This is a genomic window from Thalassolituus oleivorans MIL-1 (assembly GCF_000355675.1).
In the GTDB taxonomy this organism is placed as follows: domain Bacteria; phylum Pseudomonadota; class Gammaproteobacteria; order Pseudomonadales; family Oceanobacteraceae; genus Thalassolituus; species Thalassolituus oleivorans.
This window is the reverse complement of sequence record NC_020888.1, coordinates 453,909-467,759: the sequence shown is the minus strand read 5'-3', so window position 1 is coordinate 467,759 and position 13,851 is coordinate 453,909. Positions and strand designations below refer to the sequence as shown.

Below are 13,851 nucleotides of genomic sequence, written 5' to 3'. Positions count from 1 at the left end.
TGCGTATTACCTCTTGTCATATTTGGAGGGTGTTCATGTGGATATCAATAGTTCGTCATCTAGCTACCAAAATTTATTAACCATGCTTGGTAAGAGTTCGTCTGCCACTACCGGAGCAACCGCAAGCGATAGCACGGCAATAACAAGCTCCGCTTCTGGCAAACGCTCCCTACAAATAGGCAACGATAAGGTGTCCCTATCACTGCATGCGGAAAAACTTAGCCGCATTAATGCCGAATTTTTCTCTGGCCGTATGAGTTCAAGTGACATTCCAGCACTTGCTCAGCGTTTGTATAAAGATGGCTTTATTTCCGCTAGTGAGTATCAAAATCTTGGTGGCCAAGAAGATGATATGTCGACCATCACTCAAGCTTCGAATTTTCTGAATACCTATATTCTTGATGAAGAAGTCGATGGCGATAACACGGCGGCAAAAGCCATATTAAATGTCATTGATGTAATAGATCGCATGGATGAAAGCATTACACCAACACATCGCCAAGCTGAAATCGACGCATTCGACTATGTCACCGCATACACCGAACAACTGATAGAGAAAGGCGCACCAGAGAGCGTGATAACCGGTTTTGAAAACGTTTTCGACGTGCTCAGCGCTTTAAATACAGTTCGCAATAACGAACAATCAAACGATGCAACCGCGAGCTACACGAGCATTCAGGATGCGTAGCTGGCACGTAAAATGCCAGTAACTAATACACGTTCGCTGCATCTGCAGCCGATCCCCCCAAAAAGCGCCACACTCCAAATTGTGTCGCACTCATTATGATCCATATCAAGATCCGAACGTGTATTTCCAACACAAAACTTTAATTATTAACTATTAAATTCCTTGGATTTTCATATAGTTAACCCGAAAAGCAATCATTAATACCGGTGAAAATGATTTCGAACAAGCGATTGCACCTGCCATAAACGCGCCGTAGCCTAAGTCCGCTGATCACGTCCTGTGGTTGGTTGAAAGGAAGCAGTCCGGATAATTCCGAGTCCTTTGTCGCCCTTAATCCGACAGAAGGAGAACACCATGGCGATTGGTGACGAACTCTCAAGTATCGACTTTAAATCCATGATTGGCGGCCCGCTAGATGCCGTCGTTCGCGCTCAAGCGCAATCTGCCCAAACATCTGTAGACTTCATTAAGTCGGTTGGTTTCGAACAAGATACCAACATTCCAACGATGGTAACCTTCAGTTATATGAAGCCCATTGAGACGACAGATGCTCAGGGAGCGGTAACCGTAACACCAACAAAATATGATCTCACTGTACCTATTTTGACGATGTTACCTATTCCATTTATTCGCGTAGAAGAAACGACCATCGACTTTAATGCGAAAATTAATTCGGTGCAGGAATCCACGACAACGTCGTCGCATGATTTAAATACGAGCCTTTCTGCGAAAGGTGGTTGGGGCCCAGTTTCAGTTAAACTAAGCGCCAGCTATTCGTACAAGAAATCAACCTCTGCTAGCTCGAAAACCGAGCGTACTTACAGCTTGGCTATCCATGTAAGAGCCGTGCAAGACGAGCTACCAGCAGGTACAGAAAAGCTGCTGGGGATTTTAGAAAATGCGATTAAAGAAGTACCAAGCGCTCCTTAATAATTAGCGCTAGGTTCAATGGAGCTGGGCGAGCGCTGGTTCGCCCAGAGTTAAATCAGGAGAGATTGGTATGGCAGAATTAAGTGAAGTTCTTGGGGCATTAATGGTGAGTCTTGTGCATGCAAGACGTATGGCCGATGAAGAAACTGCCGCAGTCGCCGAATATTATAAAGACAACCCATTACTTGAAGGCATGAGCTTGCCACGAGTACGTGTACCTCAACTAACCATTGATATGCCGATTACGATTGATGGCCACGTCGGCGCAAACACTGCCGAGTTAAATTCTCCCGCAGTGATTCACAAGGCGGTTCTTGATGAATTAAAGCAGCATGTCGCTAGCGAAGGTTTAGAAGCAAGCAGTATGCGTAAATTCCAAGCAACATTTAACACAGACGCTAAAACTGCATTAGAGCGCGTATCAAAACTAGAGCAACAAAAACAAGGGCAAGTTAGCCGCGAAGCCATCGTTCGTGTCGTCGATGATGCACTGCAATCCGCCATGAAAAAATCGGGCTTAAATAATGAATTACAAAACACACAAAAGAGCAATTTGATCCAATCGATTCGCCAACGCGTTAGCTCTGTTTCTCTTAAAAAAATCTCAAATCCAACCAGCCTTAAGGCGTCAGCAATTACCAGTGAAGTAAAAGAAAAGTCGACGCACGAATCCAGTGTGCGGCTTAGTATCACGCTACGCGAAGAAGGTTTGGAGTGGTCAACATCAGAAACAGAAAGTGGCTCTATTCGTAATCGCCTACAGCCGGAGTAAATGGAATGCAGTCGATTATTCGCGAAACCATTCTGGCACAGTTACTTTATGTTCCGACGTTGGTTGATCAGTACAGCCAACAAGAATCTAGATTCACCGACAATACGGTTGATTGGTTGCGGAAAACCGAGAAGGCCTTAGAGCCATTTCGGCTGCCGCTAGTATCACGTCTATCGGGCTTTCGTGGTTTAGTGGTTGCAACCAGTGAAGGTCTTGCTGAAGGGGCTAATTGCAAAATAACGCGCAAGCAAAAACGTGGGCAAACCATGCAAATGGTGCAACAAGCTGAAATCGCTCTGCGCGAACATGTAGAAGGGATTGATCGTCAGTTTGAGGAATATCGCGATAAGTTATCGCAAATACTAGCCGTAGCCTCAAGTCGCGAACCGCTACCAGCAACTAGCACGATAACCACTGGATATTTAGATAAAATCTGGGAACAAGCGAAAGCTGCACAAGACAACCCTACTCTAGCTCTATACCTGCAAGGGCGTATGGCAGAAACTGATCGACGCTATCTACTTGGTGACATTATTGGGCATTTATTGGCGCAGCCAGCCACAAACTAATCGCTTGCCTAATTACAGATACTCTCACTCCGCTACAGCCTAAACGCTGTAGCAAACGCATCTCTCGGTGCCAATCCGATATATTGTAGAATGCTCAGCATTAATCATTAATCGCCATATGTTAATAAACTGCGCCACACTCTAAAATAGCACTATATTTATGTTCACGTGTTTCGGAGCAGTACAATGAACAAGTCGATAACAGACAAGGACACTAGTCCAAGTATTTTGTCTTTAGACGAGCCAGCAGCAGTTAAACCAAACACTGGTGGCATAATTGACTTACTCAACGCCGTACATAGAAGCCATCTGCGACTTAACGCTATGGCCGATCAGAAGGCGAATATTCTGATGGGTATCATAGGTATTATGTTTACAGTGGTACTCACAAAACTCACGAACACTGAGTCTTACGCAACCCATGTGCAACTCATCTTGATAGTCTTCATATCTTTAGAGCTGATTGCCTTCTCCTCTAGCTTAATGGTGATAGCTCCAAAATTTCATGGCAAATTCGCAATAAAAAATATTGAGGAAATGCCCAATCCATTCTTTTTTGGTTTCTACACCAACTTCACCGAAGAAGATTACGTAGCCCACATGCTGAATACCATTGAAGATAACGAAAAGGCTAAAGCGCTATTTTTGAAAGACATCTATCAGATGGGGAACATACTAAAACGGAAATACAAACAGCTTAGACGCGCATACCTTTTTGCCTTTCTTGGCGTGGCGACTTCGTTACTGTTATTTATTGCGGATGTTGTGGTCAATCTAGTCAGCGCTGCCTAATAGCGCCTTAAAAATAAAGCATAAATTGAGAACCACATTGGCAGCTCTCAACTTATGGGTTTCGACAACGTAATTTCCTAGCTATAAACCAGGAATCTTATGCGCGGCCAGTAAACTTACATTCTTCAACGTTCACGCGAATGCGATCACCCGTTGAGATGTGCTCAGGAACCTGAACGACCAAGCCAGTGGTTAATGTAGCTGGCTTAGTGCGAGAAGTTGCCGATGAACCTTTCATTGCTGGGGCGGTATCAACGATAACCAACTCAACAACACCCGGCAAATCAACACCTACGGGCGCATCGTTCAGAACAACCACTTGCAGGTTCTGCGTATCCTCTGCGATAAACAATGCTTCATCAGCAATCGTTTCTTTGTTCAGGCTATACGACGTGTAGTCTTCGCTATCCATAAATACGTATTCATCACCATCAATATACGACAGCGTTACCGGACGACGAGTTAGATCAGCTAGGTTTAGCATATCGCTGTCTTTGAAAGACTCGTCTAGCTTTGCACCAGTAACCACGTTGTACATGCGCATACGATAGATAGAACCACCGGCGCGACCTTGCGGTACAGAGCGTTCAATATCTTTAACAAAATACACGTTACCGTCGTATTCAACGGCGGCATTTTTCTTAATTTCACTGACCTTTGGCATTGTCCGCCCTCTCTTAAAAACCCGAAGGTTACTATATAGATACAGCACCTGAAAAGTACCCAGACATACCAAGCAAAAACTTCACTTAGTGATCCAAGAAAGCATGGTGCCAGATTAAACGCTTGGCACTAAAGACCAACTCAACCGTACTTTAAAAATACCATCAGGTATAAAAAAGCCGCCTTGCGGCGGCTTCTTTGGCATACAGTTACTACTTTACTACTTTCAAAGAAGGTCGAATACCGCTTGGTACTACGTCAGCTTTCTTTGCTGACTTAGGCGGAGGCGTTGGATCGCTAGGATCGGGCGCACCCGCTTCAGAACCAAACACCATTCCTTGACCGTTCTCTTTGGCGTAGATAGCAAGTATGGCAACCAAAGGCACGAAGACGTCCATCGGCACACCACCAAACCGCGCATTAAACGACAACCCTTCCTGAGTCATCGACAAGTCACGTACAGCACCGGTGCTAATATTCAGCACGATTTGTCCGTTGTTAACAAACTCCTGGGGAACTTGTACATTCGGCAAACCGGCATCAACCAACACATAAGGCGTGCAATTGTTGTCGAGAATCCACTCATGCAGCGCCCGCATCAAATACGGGCGGCTAGGTGTCATTTTATCAGCCATTAGTCACGCATCTCGCGTTCTGCTTCAGACAAGCTCGCCTGAAAAGATTCACGCTCAAACAAACGCTCCATGTACTGCAACAATGGTTTTGACGCTTTCTCTGGCAGTTCAATGCCGAAAACAGGCAAGCGCCACAAGATTGGTGCAACACAGCAATCAACGATGGAGAAATCTTCACTCATGAAGTAAGGCATCTCAGCGAAGATCGGCGTAATCGCCATCAAACTATCGCTAAGTTCTTTACGAGCTTTATCTACATCTTTGCCTTTACCAGACACAATAGTTTCAATCAGACCGCACCAGTCTTTCTCAATGCGGTTGATCCACAAACGGCTCTGCGCGCGCGCAACCGGATACACCGGTAATAACGGCGGATGCGGGAAGCGTTCGTCTAAGTATTCCATCATCACATTTGGTTCATACAGAACCAGCTCACGGTCAACTAACGTTGGCAGTGAGTTATATGGGTTCAGGCTTGCCAGATCTTCTGGCTTGTTATCTGGATCGATGTCATGAATTTCTACCGCAACACCTTTTTCTGCCAGTACGATACGAACGCGATGGCTATAGTGATCCGCCGCATCTGAATAAAACGTCATGGAAGAGCGTTTCGCCACAACCCCCATAGTTTCCTCTCTTTTTTCTTAGCAATGCCAAAAATAAATATAGCCCGACCGCTAAAAGCGGCCGAGCTGCATAGACTTGCGATGTCTGAATGACGTTATTTAACGTCGCGCCAGAACTCTTTGTTCAGCATGTACACTGGTACAAAGAAGATAGCTAGGAACAGAAGTACCCACCATCCAAGACGCTCACGCTCAACTGCGATAGGTTCAGCCATATAGGTCAGGAAGTTTACCAGATCGAACACCAACTTATCGTATTCGCTTGCAGACAAAGTGCCTTCTTCAGCTAAATACAAAACATCATGATGTTCTTCGGTGATTTCCTGACCCGTTAACGTGTCAAAATCAACAGCAACCTGAGCAGTGCCACGCATCTGCACGCCCTGCAAACCAGCCAACACATGCGGCATACCAACGTCTTTAAAGACAACGTTGTTAACCCCCCACGGACGGCTTGAATCAACATAGAAGCTGCGTAAGTAGGTATACAACCAATCCGGACGACGAACACGAGCCACCAAGGTCAAATCCGGTGGCGGCGCACCGAACCATTGCTTAGCGTCTTCAGTCGTCATGGCAATTGTCATTAAATCGCCAAACCGCTTGTCCGTGTCTGCAACTAGATTTTCCATCATTAACTTTTCAGGAATTTCTAAATCACGTGCTACGCGGTTATAACGGGCGTGTGATGTCGCGTGACAACCCATGCAGTAGTTAGCAAAGGTTTGAGCACCACGCTGCAATGAAGCAGTGTCAGTGAGATCAGTCAAATGCTTGTCTAGGTGTACATCGCCACCAGAAGCCAAAGCAAACGCAGGGATAACCGCTGCAATTAACGCAAATATCTTTTTCATTATTAATGGCCCCCGGTTACGCGTTCTGGCACTGGTTTGGTTTTTTCCATACGGGTATAGAACGGCATTCCGATAAAGAAGCTGAAATAAATAACCGATGCAACCTGTGCGATAGACGTTAGCGTTGCCGTTGCCGGCTGAGTACCCAACCAAGTCAACAATACAAAGTTGAAACCAAATACGACGATGAAAATCTTGCTGACCCAACCTTTATAGCGCCAGCTCTTAACAGGGCTACGATCCAACCAAGGCAGTACGAACAAGATGGCGATTGCTGCGCCCATTGCGATAACACCTAGCAATTTGTCCGGGACCGCACGCAAAATCGCGTAGAACGAACCGAAGTACCAAACCGGGGCAATGTGAGCTGGTGTTTTCAAACCATTCGCAGGTTCAAAGTTAGCGTATTCGAGAGCAAAGCCATTGCCTTCAGGGAAGAAGAACAATACGGTACAGAAGATCATCAAGAACACAACAATACCCACCAAGTCATGCACGGTGTAGTAAGGGTGGAACGGGATACCATCTAATGGCTTACCGTTTTCGTCTTTCAATTTCTTAATATCAACGCCATCAGGGTTGTTAGAACCCACTTCATGTAACGCCAACAAATGCACAACAACTAAACCAACAATCACTAAAGGCAAAGCAACAACATGCAATGCAAAGAAGCGGTTAAGAGTCGCGCCAGAGATCAAGAAGTCACCACGGATCCATTCCGTCAGCGCATCACCGATACCGAAAGGAATAACCGAGAATAGGGAAATAATTACCTGCGCCCCCCAATAGGACATCTGTCCCCATGGCAGTACGTAACCCATGAAGGCTTCAGCCATAAGAGCTAGGTAAATCAACATACCGAAGATCCAGATCAATTCACGCGGCTTCTGATAGGAACCGTACAAAACCGCACGCATCATGTGCAGGTATACCGCGATAAAGAAGAAAGTAGCACCCGTAGAATGTAGGTAACGAATTAACCAACCCCACTCAACGTCACGCATGATGTATTCAACAGATGCGAATGCACCTTCAGCGCTTGGTACGAAGTTCATAGTCAGCCAAACACCGGTAAGGATTTGGTTGGCCAGCATCATCATGGACAATACGCCGAAGAAGTACCAAAAGTTAAAGTTCTTCGGTGCATAGTATTTAGACATATGCTTTTCATAGGTCTGAGTAACCGGTAAACGGTCATCAATCCAGCCCATGAGCGTATTTTGTTGCTTGCTCATTATGCATTCTCCTCGTCAACGCCAATCACCAGTACGTTATCGCTTTCATAGGAGTACGGAGGTACAACTAAGTTGGTTGCTGCTGGTGAACCATTGAATACACGTCCCGCCAAATCGAAACGTGAACCGTGACACGGGCAGTACCAACCACCTTTCCAGTCAGAATCAAACGGCTCAGGCTTAACTTCAGCGAAATACTTAGGAGCGCAACCTAGGTGAGTACATACACCTAGCAAAACCAGCAATTCTGGCTTACGTGAACGGAAACCGTTATCTGCATACGCTGGTTGCTGTTCTTTATTGCTGTTCTCGGGATCTTTTAAACGACCAGCCAGAGTACCAAGTGTGTCCAAGGTTTCTGGTGTGCGACGCACGATATAGACAGGCTTACCGCGCCATTCGGCGGTGAGCATGGCACCTGGTTCAATTTTACTGACATCGACTTTAGCCGGGGCACCAGCAGCCTTCGCTTTTTCACTTGGCAACCAAGATTTTACGAATGGCACTGCAAGGAAGCCTGCACCAACTGCACCGACAGCACCGGTCGCACCCACGAGCAGAGTACGCCGAGTCTTATTCACGCCGTCTTGACTCATTACCATCTTCTCCCATCAAAAAAATTCTTTCGTCGCCAGCCGGTCAGGAGCGCTTGCACAATTTTTGTACAGACCAAGCGTAGCATACAGAGCGGCGCTCATAGTAAAGAAAATAGGGGCCAGAAACAACCGGAAAAACCCATAGATACTAGGGATTTAGACATAAAAAAAGCGCTTATTGATCTGTGCCAATAAGCGCTCTTTATTATTCTGCAGCGGATTAACGCTTGGAGAACTGTGGCTTCTTACGTGCTTTACGTAGACCCACTTTCTTACGCTCAACTTCACGAGCATCACGAGTTACATAACCCGCTGCGCGTAGAGAAGGACGCAATGTTTCATCGTACTGCATCAATGCACGGGTAATACCGTGACGGATTGCACCAGCTTGACCACTACCGCCGCCACCTTGAACGTTAACGATAACGTCAAATTTGCCTAGGTTTTCAGTCAATTCGAGTGGTTGACGAACAACCATACGAGCTGTTTCACGACCGAAGTAAACGTCCAAAGACTTTTTGTTTACTACGATGCTGCCAGTACCTGGACGCAAGAAAACGCGTGCAGTGGAAGTCTTACGACGACCGGTACCATAGTATTGAGAGACTGCCATCATATTATCCCAGTTTCAGTTCTTGCGGCTGTTGAGCAGTATGAGGATGCTCGCTACCGGCATAAACTTTCATTTTTTTGAACATGGCACGACCAAGAGGATTCTTGGGCAGCATGCCTTTAACTGCAGTTTCAATAACCATCTCTGGCTTATGATCAATAAGTTTCTCAAAAGAGATAGACTTAAGACCACCAGGGTAACCAGTGTGACGATAGTACATCTTATCACTGGACTTATTACCGGTTACTTTAACTTTGTCCGCGTTGATAACGACAATATAGTCGCCAGTGTCAACGTGTGGAGTGAATTCTGGCTTGTGCTTGCCTCTCAAATGGCGAGCAACCTCAGTAGCCAGACGACCCAGCGTTTGTTCAGCTGCATCAACTACAAACCACTCACGTTTTACGGATTCTGGTTTCGCGCTGTAAGTTTTCATCAATTTCTCGCCTTCAAGGGCATGTTGATCCGAAAAGAGGGCGGCATTCTATAGGACACTGAAACATTCTGCAATACCTTCTTGCTCGAATCTCAGCCGAATTCTTTCGTAATACGCATTCCTGCCCGCAGACCTGCATATCCGATTAATACTGTTCGGGTTCCTTAATCACCACTAGCCCTACAATGAGCGCTAGCAATGCCACCATAACATCCAGAAGTAGGGCTAAGCCCATCGCTTCTGACGTATTTTCCTGCTGTTGATATCCCAGTTGTTGGCCAACGGCAAAACAACCGGCACTCACACCAAAGCCAACGATGATACAGGCAATCAGTAGATAACCCTTGGCATCATGGGCCGATACGGTCTGTTTATTGACCCTATGCTGTAATAGCCAGCAGGCAGCCGCGCATAGTAACAGAGTTAGGGCACTTCCTGCGACAAAAAATAACGTCATTTTCTTCTCCGACAGACCTTTGTGGAAAAGATTAGTCGAATCTTTCGTCACCGCAAGGCAAAGCCGAGCCAAAGCTTAGCTAAACACCCACTTAGAACTCGCTATCGCAACACCCAAATTAGTGTTCGCGAGTTGAGCGGAACTCAATATCCGGCCAGCGTTCTTCGGTCAAAGACAGATTCACGCGAGTTGGAGCCACATAGGTTAAATGACCACCGCCATCAATCGCTAAGTTATCACCCGCTTTGCGCTTAAAGTCTTCCAGCATCTTATGATCCTTACAGTAAACCCAACGTGCGGTATTTACGCTGATCGGTTCATAAATACATTCGACCTTATATTCATCGCGTAAACGCTGTTGAACCACGTCGAACTGCAGCACACCCACCGCCCCTAAAATCAGGTCGTTGTTGTTCACCGGCATAAACAACTGAGTGGCACCCTCTTCCGATAACTGCTGCAAACCTTTTTGCAACTGCTTCATTTTCAGAGGATCTTTTAACCGTACACGTTTAAACAATTCCGGTGCAAAGTGCGGAATACCGGTAAATTGCAAATCACCCGAGCTGGTAAAAGTATCACCAATCTGAATCGTGCCGTGGTTGTGCAAACCGATAATATCGCCCGACACCGCTTCTTCAACCGCCGAGCGATCACCCGCCAAGAAAGTAACCGCATCAGCAATTTTAATGTCTTTACCAATACGCACATGACGCATCTTCATACCCTTGGTGTAAGTGCCTGAGCAAATACGCATAAAGGCAATACGGTCGCGGTGCTTAGGGTCCATGTTCGCTTGGATTTTAAAAATAAATCCAGTGAAGTCAGTCTCCGTGGGTACGATTGCACGCTCGTTCGTTTCTCGCGGAATCGGCATAGGTGCCCACTCCACGAAGTAATCCAACATTTCACGGATACCGAAGTTCGCTAATGCCGTGCCAAAGAATACCGGCGTTAGGTTACCGGCAAGGTATTCCTCTAAATCGAACTCATGGCTCGCGCCCTGTACTAGCTCGATCTCATCCTGCAGCTCATCAATCAAGCCCTGAGTTAAGTAGGCTACCGACTCCGGCGAATGCAAACCCTCAATGCGCACATCATCAGGAACAACACTGCCTTTGCCCGGCTGAAATACATGAACGGTATCCGTGAGTAGGTTATAAACGCCTTTAAACGCCTTCCCCATACCAATTGGCCAAGTGACGGGCGCACACTTGATCTTAAGAACGGTTTCAATCTCATCCATCACTTCGATGTGATCACGCACTTCACGATCCATCTTGTTGATGAAGGTAAAAATCGGCGTATCACGCAAGCGGCAGACATCCATCAACTTGATGGTACGATCCTCAACGCCTTTAGCACCGTCGATCACCATCAACACAGAATCGACCGCCGTTAAGGTGCGGTAGGTATCTTCCGAGAAGTCTTCGTGACCAGGCGTGTCCAATAGGTTAACCATGCGGTCCTTGTACGGGAACTGCATCACCGACGTCGTGATCGAGATACCACGGTCCTGCTCCATCTTCATCCAGTCGGACGTTGCCATACGGCCCGTCTTACGGCCTTTAACCGTACCGGCTAGCTGAATGGCATTCCCGAACAACAACAGCTTCTCGGTAATGGTTGTTTTACCCGCATCAGGATGCGAGATAATGCCGAAAGTGCGTCGAGAGGCGACTTCCTGATAGAACGGTGTGTCAGACATGATTACTCGAAACTGGATAACAGAAAGGCCGCTATTCTCGCTGAAAGCGGCCCATTGTTCAAAGGTTGAACGTCTTTTATATGGGCTTTACATCTCAGCCCAGAGCAAAGGGCCAAATGCAACGATGATTAAAGCCGTTGCCATGGTCACTAAGGGCAGCAAGATCTTCTCATTGCGATACCAAAAGTTGTCGCCGATGGTTTCAAGCTTTGCCAACCGGATCTCCTCTTCACCCACCACTTGCCGAGTCAGGAGATGGTTCAGTGCGACCGGTGGACTCAGATAGCCCAGCTCAAAGGCCACCAGCGTCACCATCCAGAAGTGAATAGGATCAATCCCTGCTTTATAAGCAATACCGGCGATGGTCACACTCACCAACAACACAGCGCCGTAGGGGTCCATAACCATGCCAATCACTACCAAAATAGCGACTAACATCAACATGGCCATCCATACCGAACTGAACTCGACTGGTAAATACGCCATTAACTCTGCGCGCTCGACTACGCCACCAATAGTCATTGTCGTACCCATGAGCATGAGTAGCGCGCCAATATGCACCGTGGCTTCTGAGGTCGATGATTGCAGCGTAGCAAATAGACTCGGTTTTTCTTCGACATCAGGCGTCGAACCTTGTTGACGCACCTCTTGATTGGCAAAGCGTTCGTACGCAAGAATGACGATCAAAAGCACAGGCAAAATAGTCGGTGCAGAAAATTCATCTAAGTACGCGGCCAATACCAATGCGTAAATAATTAACGTTCCCGAAATTAATAACACATAAGGAATCAATGGTTTTAACGCCTGAAGAAACTGAGGAAAAACCTTGGTGCCATGATTCCGAGTACTTAATGTTTCGTCTCCGCTGGTCGATACTTTCTTACTGGAAATGAAGGCATAAAATGCAAACAGTGCGGTCGTTAACAGGAACACTTTGACGCCCCAGCTAAATAGCTGATCGGTCGTGACTTCATTATTCAATGCCGCAACAATCACCACTAAAAGGCAGGGTCTTAATACCACCCCAAGTGAGCCCGACATAGCCGTCGCAGCCAAGGCTAATTGCCGACGAGCGCCTGCTCGACGAACTTCCATATAAACCAAACTACCGACCGCAATCACGAAAATACCCGAACCACCCGTGTATGCCGTCGGTATGGCTGACACAGCAACAGCCACCACAGCCAACATCTCAGGACGAAGATTAAACGGACGAAATACATCGAATACTTTCTGTGCCATATCGGTACGTTTAAGCAACATACCGATGAGTACATAGAGCGCGACATTTAACATCAGAGGCGCCAACTCCATCATCTGATTAATATAAATACCGATGCCCGAAGCGTGCCCTTGAAAAAGAAAATAACTGCCGGAAATAATCGTGAAAATGGCGTACAGCGGAGTAGCCAAAATTGCATTACCGATATGACCGCCGCGCTCTGCATCTGCCGGTACTTTAATCACCTGATACAGACAAATAGCAATCGCCGAACCAAAACCAATAATCCAAATCCAAAGCAACGCCAGATGTTCAGGAACGACATTAACACCTGCAGAGAGCGCCACCCCTTTAAAGCTGCCCATGGAATAAAATAAAATTCCAAAAGCCGCCATCTGAGCGAGCGCAGACACACGAAAATCCAGTACCGTTAACGCCGGACGCAATGAAATATGATGTTTACGGAACAGTGCCGTACCACCGCAAATAAGGAGAAGTACCGCCAGCATGATGCCAGAAGCACGCATTCGAAATTCACCTAAGTCCGCCACCCATTGCTCAACGGCAATGTACATAGCCACACTGGAGGTCTTTCGCTCTAATATTTCGTGGTAACGATCGACGCGAAAACGACACTCTTTTTGAGATGCAATTAACGACTCCCTAAGCACCTCGGGCGCAATCGGCTCCATCGCAAACAGATCCATCTCATCGCCTGCATTGGCTTCCTGCTTTTGCAGAGTGCGCTGTAATGCGACTTCAATATCCTGAGAGGGATCACAGGCCGGAGCGACAGGGTCTAATCTTAACTGGTAATACCCTTTCCACGTATGCTCGCCCAACAGCAACAGCTGTCCCTGAATCGCATTACTGGTATCAAGGAGAACAACGAGAACCAAAATAAGAAAGGCAGGCATGGTCGACAGCCAGCGATAAGCGCTTGGCTCTTTGAGACTTGCAACCTGATCCATGGAAGTTCCTAGGTATTATTTTTATTAGGATCTGATCATACATAAAAGACAGTTGTCTGTGAATTGACCACAAGCACACCACGG

Annotated in this window: 16 protein-coding genes; 5 read left to right on the top strand and 11 right to left on the bottom strand. The window is 46.7% G+C overall.

Annotated elements, in window-relative coordinates:
• The first annotated feature begins 37 nt into the window (after positions 1-37).
• The 5 genes from TOL_RS01995 to TOL_RS01975 all read left to right on the top strand — a co-directional run bounded on the left by TOL_RS01995 (position 38) and on the right by TOL_RS01975 (position 3,751).
• Positions 38-688, top strand: a complete 651-nt coding sequence (locus TOL_RS01995; RefSeq protein ID WP_015485594.1) for a hypothetical protein — start codon at positions 38-40, stop codon at positions 686-688.
• Between the two features lie 354 nt (positions 689-1,042).
• Positions 1,043-1,618: a DUF2589 domain-containing protein gene (locus TOL_RS01990; RefSeq protein ID WP_015485593.1), complete on the top strand. Its 576-nt coding sequence runs from the start codon at positions 1,043-1,045 to the stop codon at positions 1,616-1,618.
• A gap of 70 nt (positions 1,619-1,688) precedes the next feature.
• On the top strand, positions 1,689-2,390 hold the full coding sequence (locus TOL_RS01985; protein WP_015485592.1) for a hypothetical protein: 702 nt from the start codon (positions 1,689-1,691) through the stop codon (positions 2,388-2,390).
• A gap of 5 nt (positions 2,391-2,395) precedes the next feature.
• Positions 2,396-2,959 (top strand): hypothetical protein, encoded by a 564-nt coding sequence (locus TOL_RS01980; RefSeq protein WP_015485591.1) that lies wholly within the window; start codon positions 2,396-2,398, stop codon positions 2,957-2,959.
• A 186-nt stretch (positions 2,960-3,145) separates the two neighbouring features.
• Entirely contained in the window at positions 3,146-3,751 is a 606-nt protein-coding gene (locus TOL_RS01975; protein ID WP_015485590.1) for a Pycsar system effector family protein, read from the top strand.
• Between the two features lie 97 nt (positions 3,752-3,848).
• Here the strand turns inward: TOL_RS01975 and efpL are convergent, their stop codons facing one another.
• The 11 genes from efpL to TOL_RS01920 all read right to left on the bottom strand — a co-directional run bounded on the left by efpL (position 3,849) and on the right by TOL_RS01920 (position 13,767).
• On the bottom strand, positions 3,849-4,415 hold the full coding sequence (gene efpL, locus TOL_RS01970) for an elongation factor P-like protein EfpL (protein WP_015485589.1): 567 nt from the start codon (positions 4,413-4,415) through the stop codon (positions 3,849-3,851).
• 211 nt (positions 4,416-4,626) lie between these two features.
• Complete coding sequence (locus TOL_RS01965) at positions 4,627-5,049, bottom strand: ClpXP protease specificity-enhancing factor (protein WP_015485588.1); 423 nt, start codon at positions 5,047-5,049, stop codon at positions 4,627-4,629.
• Positions 5,049-5,675, bottom strand: a complete 627-nt coding sequence (gene sspA, locus TOL_RS01960) for a stringent starvation protein SspA (protein WP_015485587.1) — start codon at positions 5,673-5,675, stop codon at positions 5,049-5,051. Before sspA ends, TOL_RS01965 begins: the two co-directional genes overlap by 1 nt.
• 95 nt (positions 5,676-5,770) lie before the next feature.
• Positions 5,771-6,529 carry a cytochrome c1 gene (locus tag TOL_RS01955; protein ID WP_015485586.1) on the bottom strand — a complete coding sequence of 253 codons (759 nt, stop codon included), beginning with the start codon at positions 6,527-6,529 and terminating at the stop codon, positions 5,771-5,773.
• Between the two features lie 2 nt (positions 6,530-6,531).
• Positions 6,532-7,764 (bottom strand): cytochrome b, encoded by a 1,233-nt coding sequence (locus tag TOL_RS01950; RefSeq protein WP_015485585.1) that lies wholly within the window; start codon positions 7,762-7,764, stop codon positions 6,532-6,534.
• Positions 7,764-8,360, bottom strand: a complete 597-nt coding sequence (petA, locus tag TOL_RS01945; RefSeq protein ID WP_015485584.1) for a ubiquinol-cytochrome c reductase iron-sulfur subunit — start codon at positions 8,358-8,360, stop codon at positions 7,764-7,766. The genes TOL_RS01950 and petA overlap by 1 nt, the downstream gene beginning before the upstream one ends.
• A 220-nt stretch (positions 8,361-8,580) precedes the next feature.
• Positions 8,581-8,973, bottom strand: a complete 393-nt coding sequence (gene rpsI, locus TOL_RS01940; protein ID WP_015485583.1) for a 30S ribosomal protein S9 — start codon at positions 8,971-8,973, stop codon at positions 8,581-8,583.
• Between the two features lie 4 nt (positions 8,974-8,977).
• Positions 8,978-9,409 (bottom strand): 50S ribosomal protein L13, encoded by a 432-nt coding sequence (gene rplM / locus TOL_RS01935; protein ID WP_015485582.1) that lies wholly within the window; start codon positions 9,407-9,409, stop codon positions 8,978-8,980.
• A gap of 145 nt (positions 9,410-9,554) precedes the next feature.
• Positions 9,555-9,866, bottom strand: a complete 312-nt coding sequence (locus tag TOL_RS01930; RefSeq protein ID WP_015485581.1) for a hypothetical protein — start codon at positions 9,864-9,866, stop codon at positions 9,555-9,557.
• Positions 9,867-9,984: 118 nt separating this feature from the next.
• Positions 9,985-11,574 carry a peptide chain release factor 3 gene (locus TOL_RS01925; RefSeq protein ID WP_015485580.1) on the bottom strand — a complete coding sequence of 530 codons (1,590 nt, stop codon included), beginning with the start codon at positions 11,572-11,574 and terminating at the stop codon, positions 9,985-9,987.
• An 87-nt stretch (positions 11,575-11,661) separates the two neighbouring features.
• Entirely contained in the window at positions 11,662-13,767 is a 2,106-nt protein-coding gene (locus TOL_RS01920) for a TRAP transporter large permease subunit (protein WP_015485579.1), read from the bottom strand.
• Positions 13,768-13,851 lie beyond the last annotated feature (84 nt).

What these genes read in the sequence shown, in the direction of transcription:
- rpsI (WP_015485583.1), bottom strand. Translation starts at nt 8,973, where the DNA reads ATGGCAGTCTCTCAATACTATGGTACCGGTCGTCGTAAGACTTCCACT.
- petA (WP_015485584.1), bottom strand. Translation starts at nt 8,360, where the DNA reads ATGAGTCAAGACGGCGTGAATAAGACTCGGCGTACTCTGCTCGTGGGT.
- TOL_RS01985 (WP_015485592.1), top strand. Translation starts at nt 1,689, where the DNA reads ATGGCAGAATTAAGTGAAGTTCTTGGGGCATTAATGGTGAGTCTTGTG.
- TOL_RS01950 (WP_015485585.1), bottom strand. Translation starts at nt 7,764, where the DNA reads ATGAGCAAGCAACAAAATACGCTCATGGGCTGGATTGATGACCGTTTA.
- TOL_RS01980 (WP_015485591.1), top strand. Translation starts at nt 2,396, where the DNA reads ATGCAGTCGATTATTCGCGAAACCATTCTGGCACAGTTACTTTATGTT.
- sspA (WP_015485587.1), bottom strand. Translation starts at nt 5,675, where the DNA reads ATGGGGGTTGTGGCGAAACGCTCTTCCATGACGTTTTATTCAGATGCG.
- TOL_RS01975 (WP_015485590.1), top strand. Translation starts at nt 3,146, where the DNA reads ATGAACAAGTCGATAACAGACAAGGACACTAGTCCAAGTATTTTGTCT.
- TOL_RS01925 (WP_015485580.1), bottom strand. Translation starts at nt 11,574, where the DNA reads ATGTCTGACACACCGTTCTATCAGGAAGTCGCCTCTCGACGCACTTTC.
- TOL_RS01930 (WP_015485581.1), bottom strand. Translation starts at nt 9,866, where the DNA reads ATGACGTTATTTTTTGTCGCAGGAAGTGCCCTAACTCTGTTACTATGC.
- rplM (WP_015485582.1), bottom strand. Translation starts at nt 9,409, where the DNA reads ATGAAAACTTACAGCGCGAAACCAGAATCCGTAAAACGTGAGTGGTTT.
- TOL_RS01965 (WP_015485588.1), bottom strand. Translation starts at nt 5,049, where the DNA reads ATGGCTGATAAAATGACACCTAGCCGCCCGTATTTGATGCGGGCGCTG.
- TOL_RS01920 (WP_015485579.1), bottom strand. Translation starts at nt 13,767, where the DNA reads ATGGATCAGGTTGCAAGTCTCAAAGAGCCAAGCGCTTATCGCTGGCTG.
- TOL_RS01990 (WP_015485593.1), top strand. Translation starts at nt 1,043, where the DNA reads ATGGCGATTGGTGACGAACTCTCAAGTATCGACTTTAAATCCATGATT.
- efpL (WP_015485589.1), bottom strand. Translation starts at nt 4,415, where the DNA reads ATGCCAAAGGTCAGTGAAATTAAGAAAAATGCCGCCGTTGAATACGAC.
- TOL_RS01955 (WP_015485586.1), bottom strand. Translation starts at nt 6,529, where the DNA reads ATGAAAAAGATATTTGCGTTAATTGCAGCGGTTATCCCTGCGTTTGCT.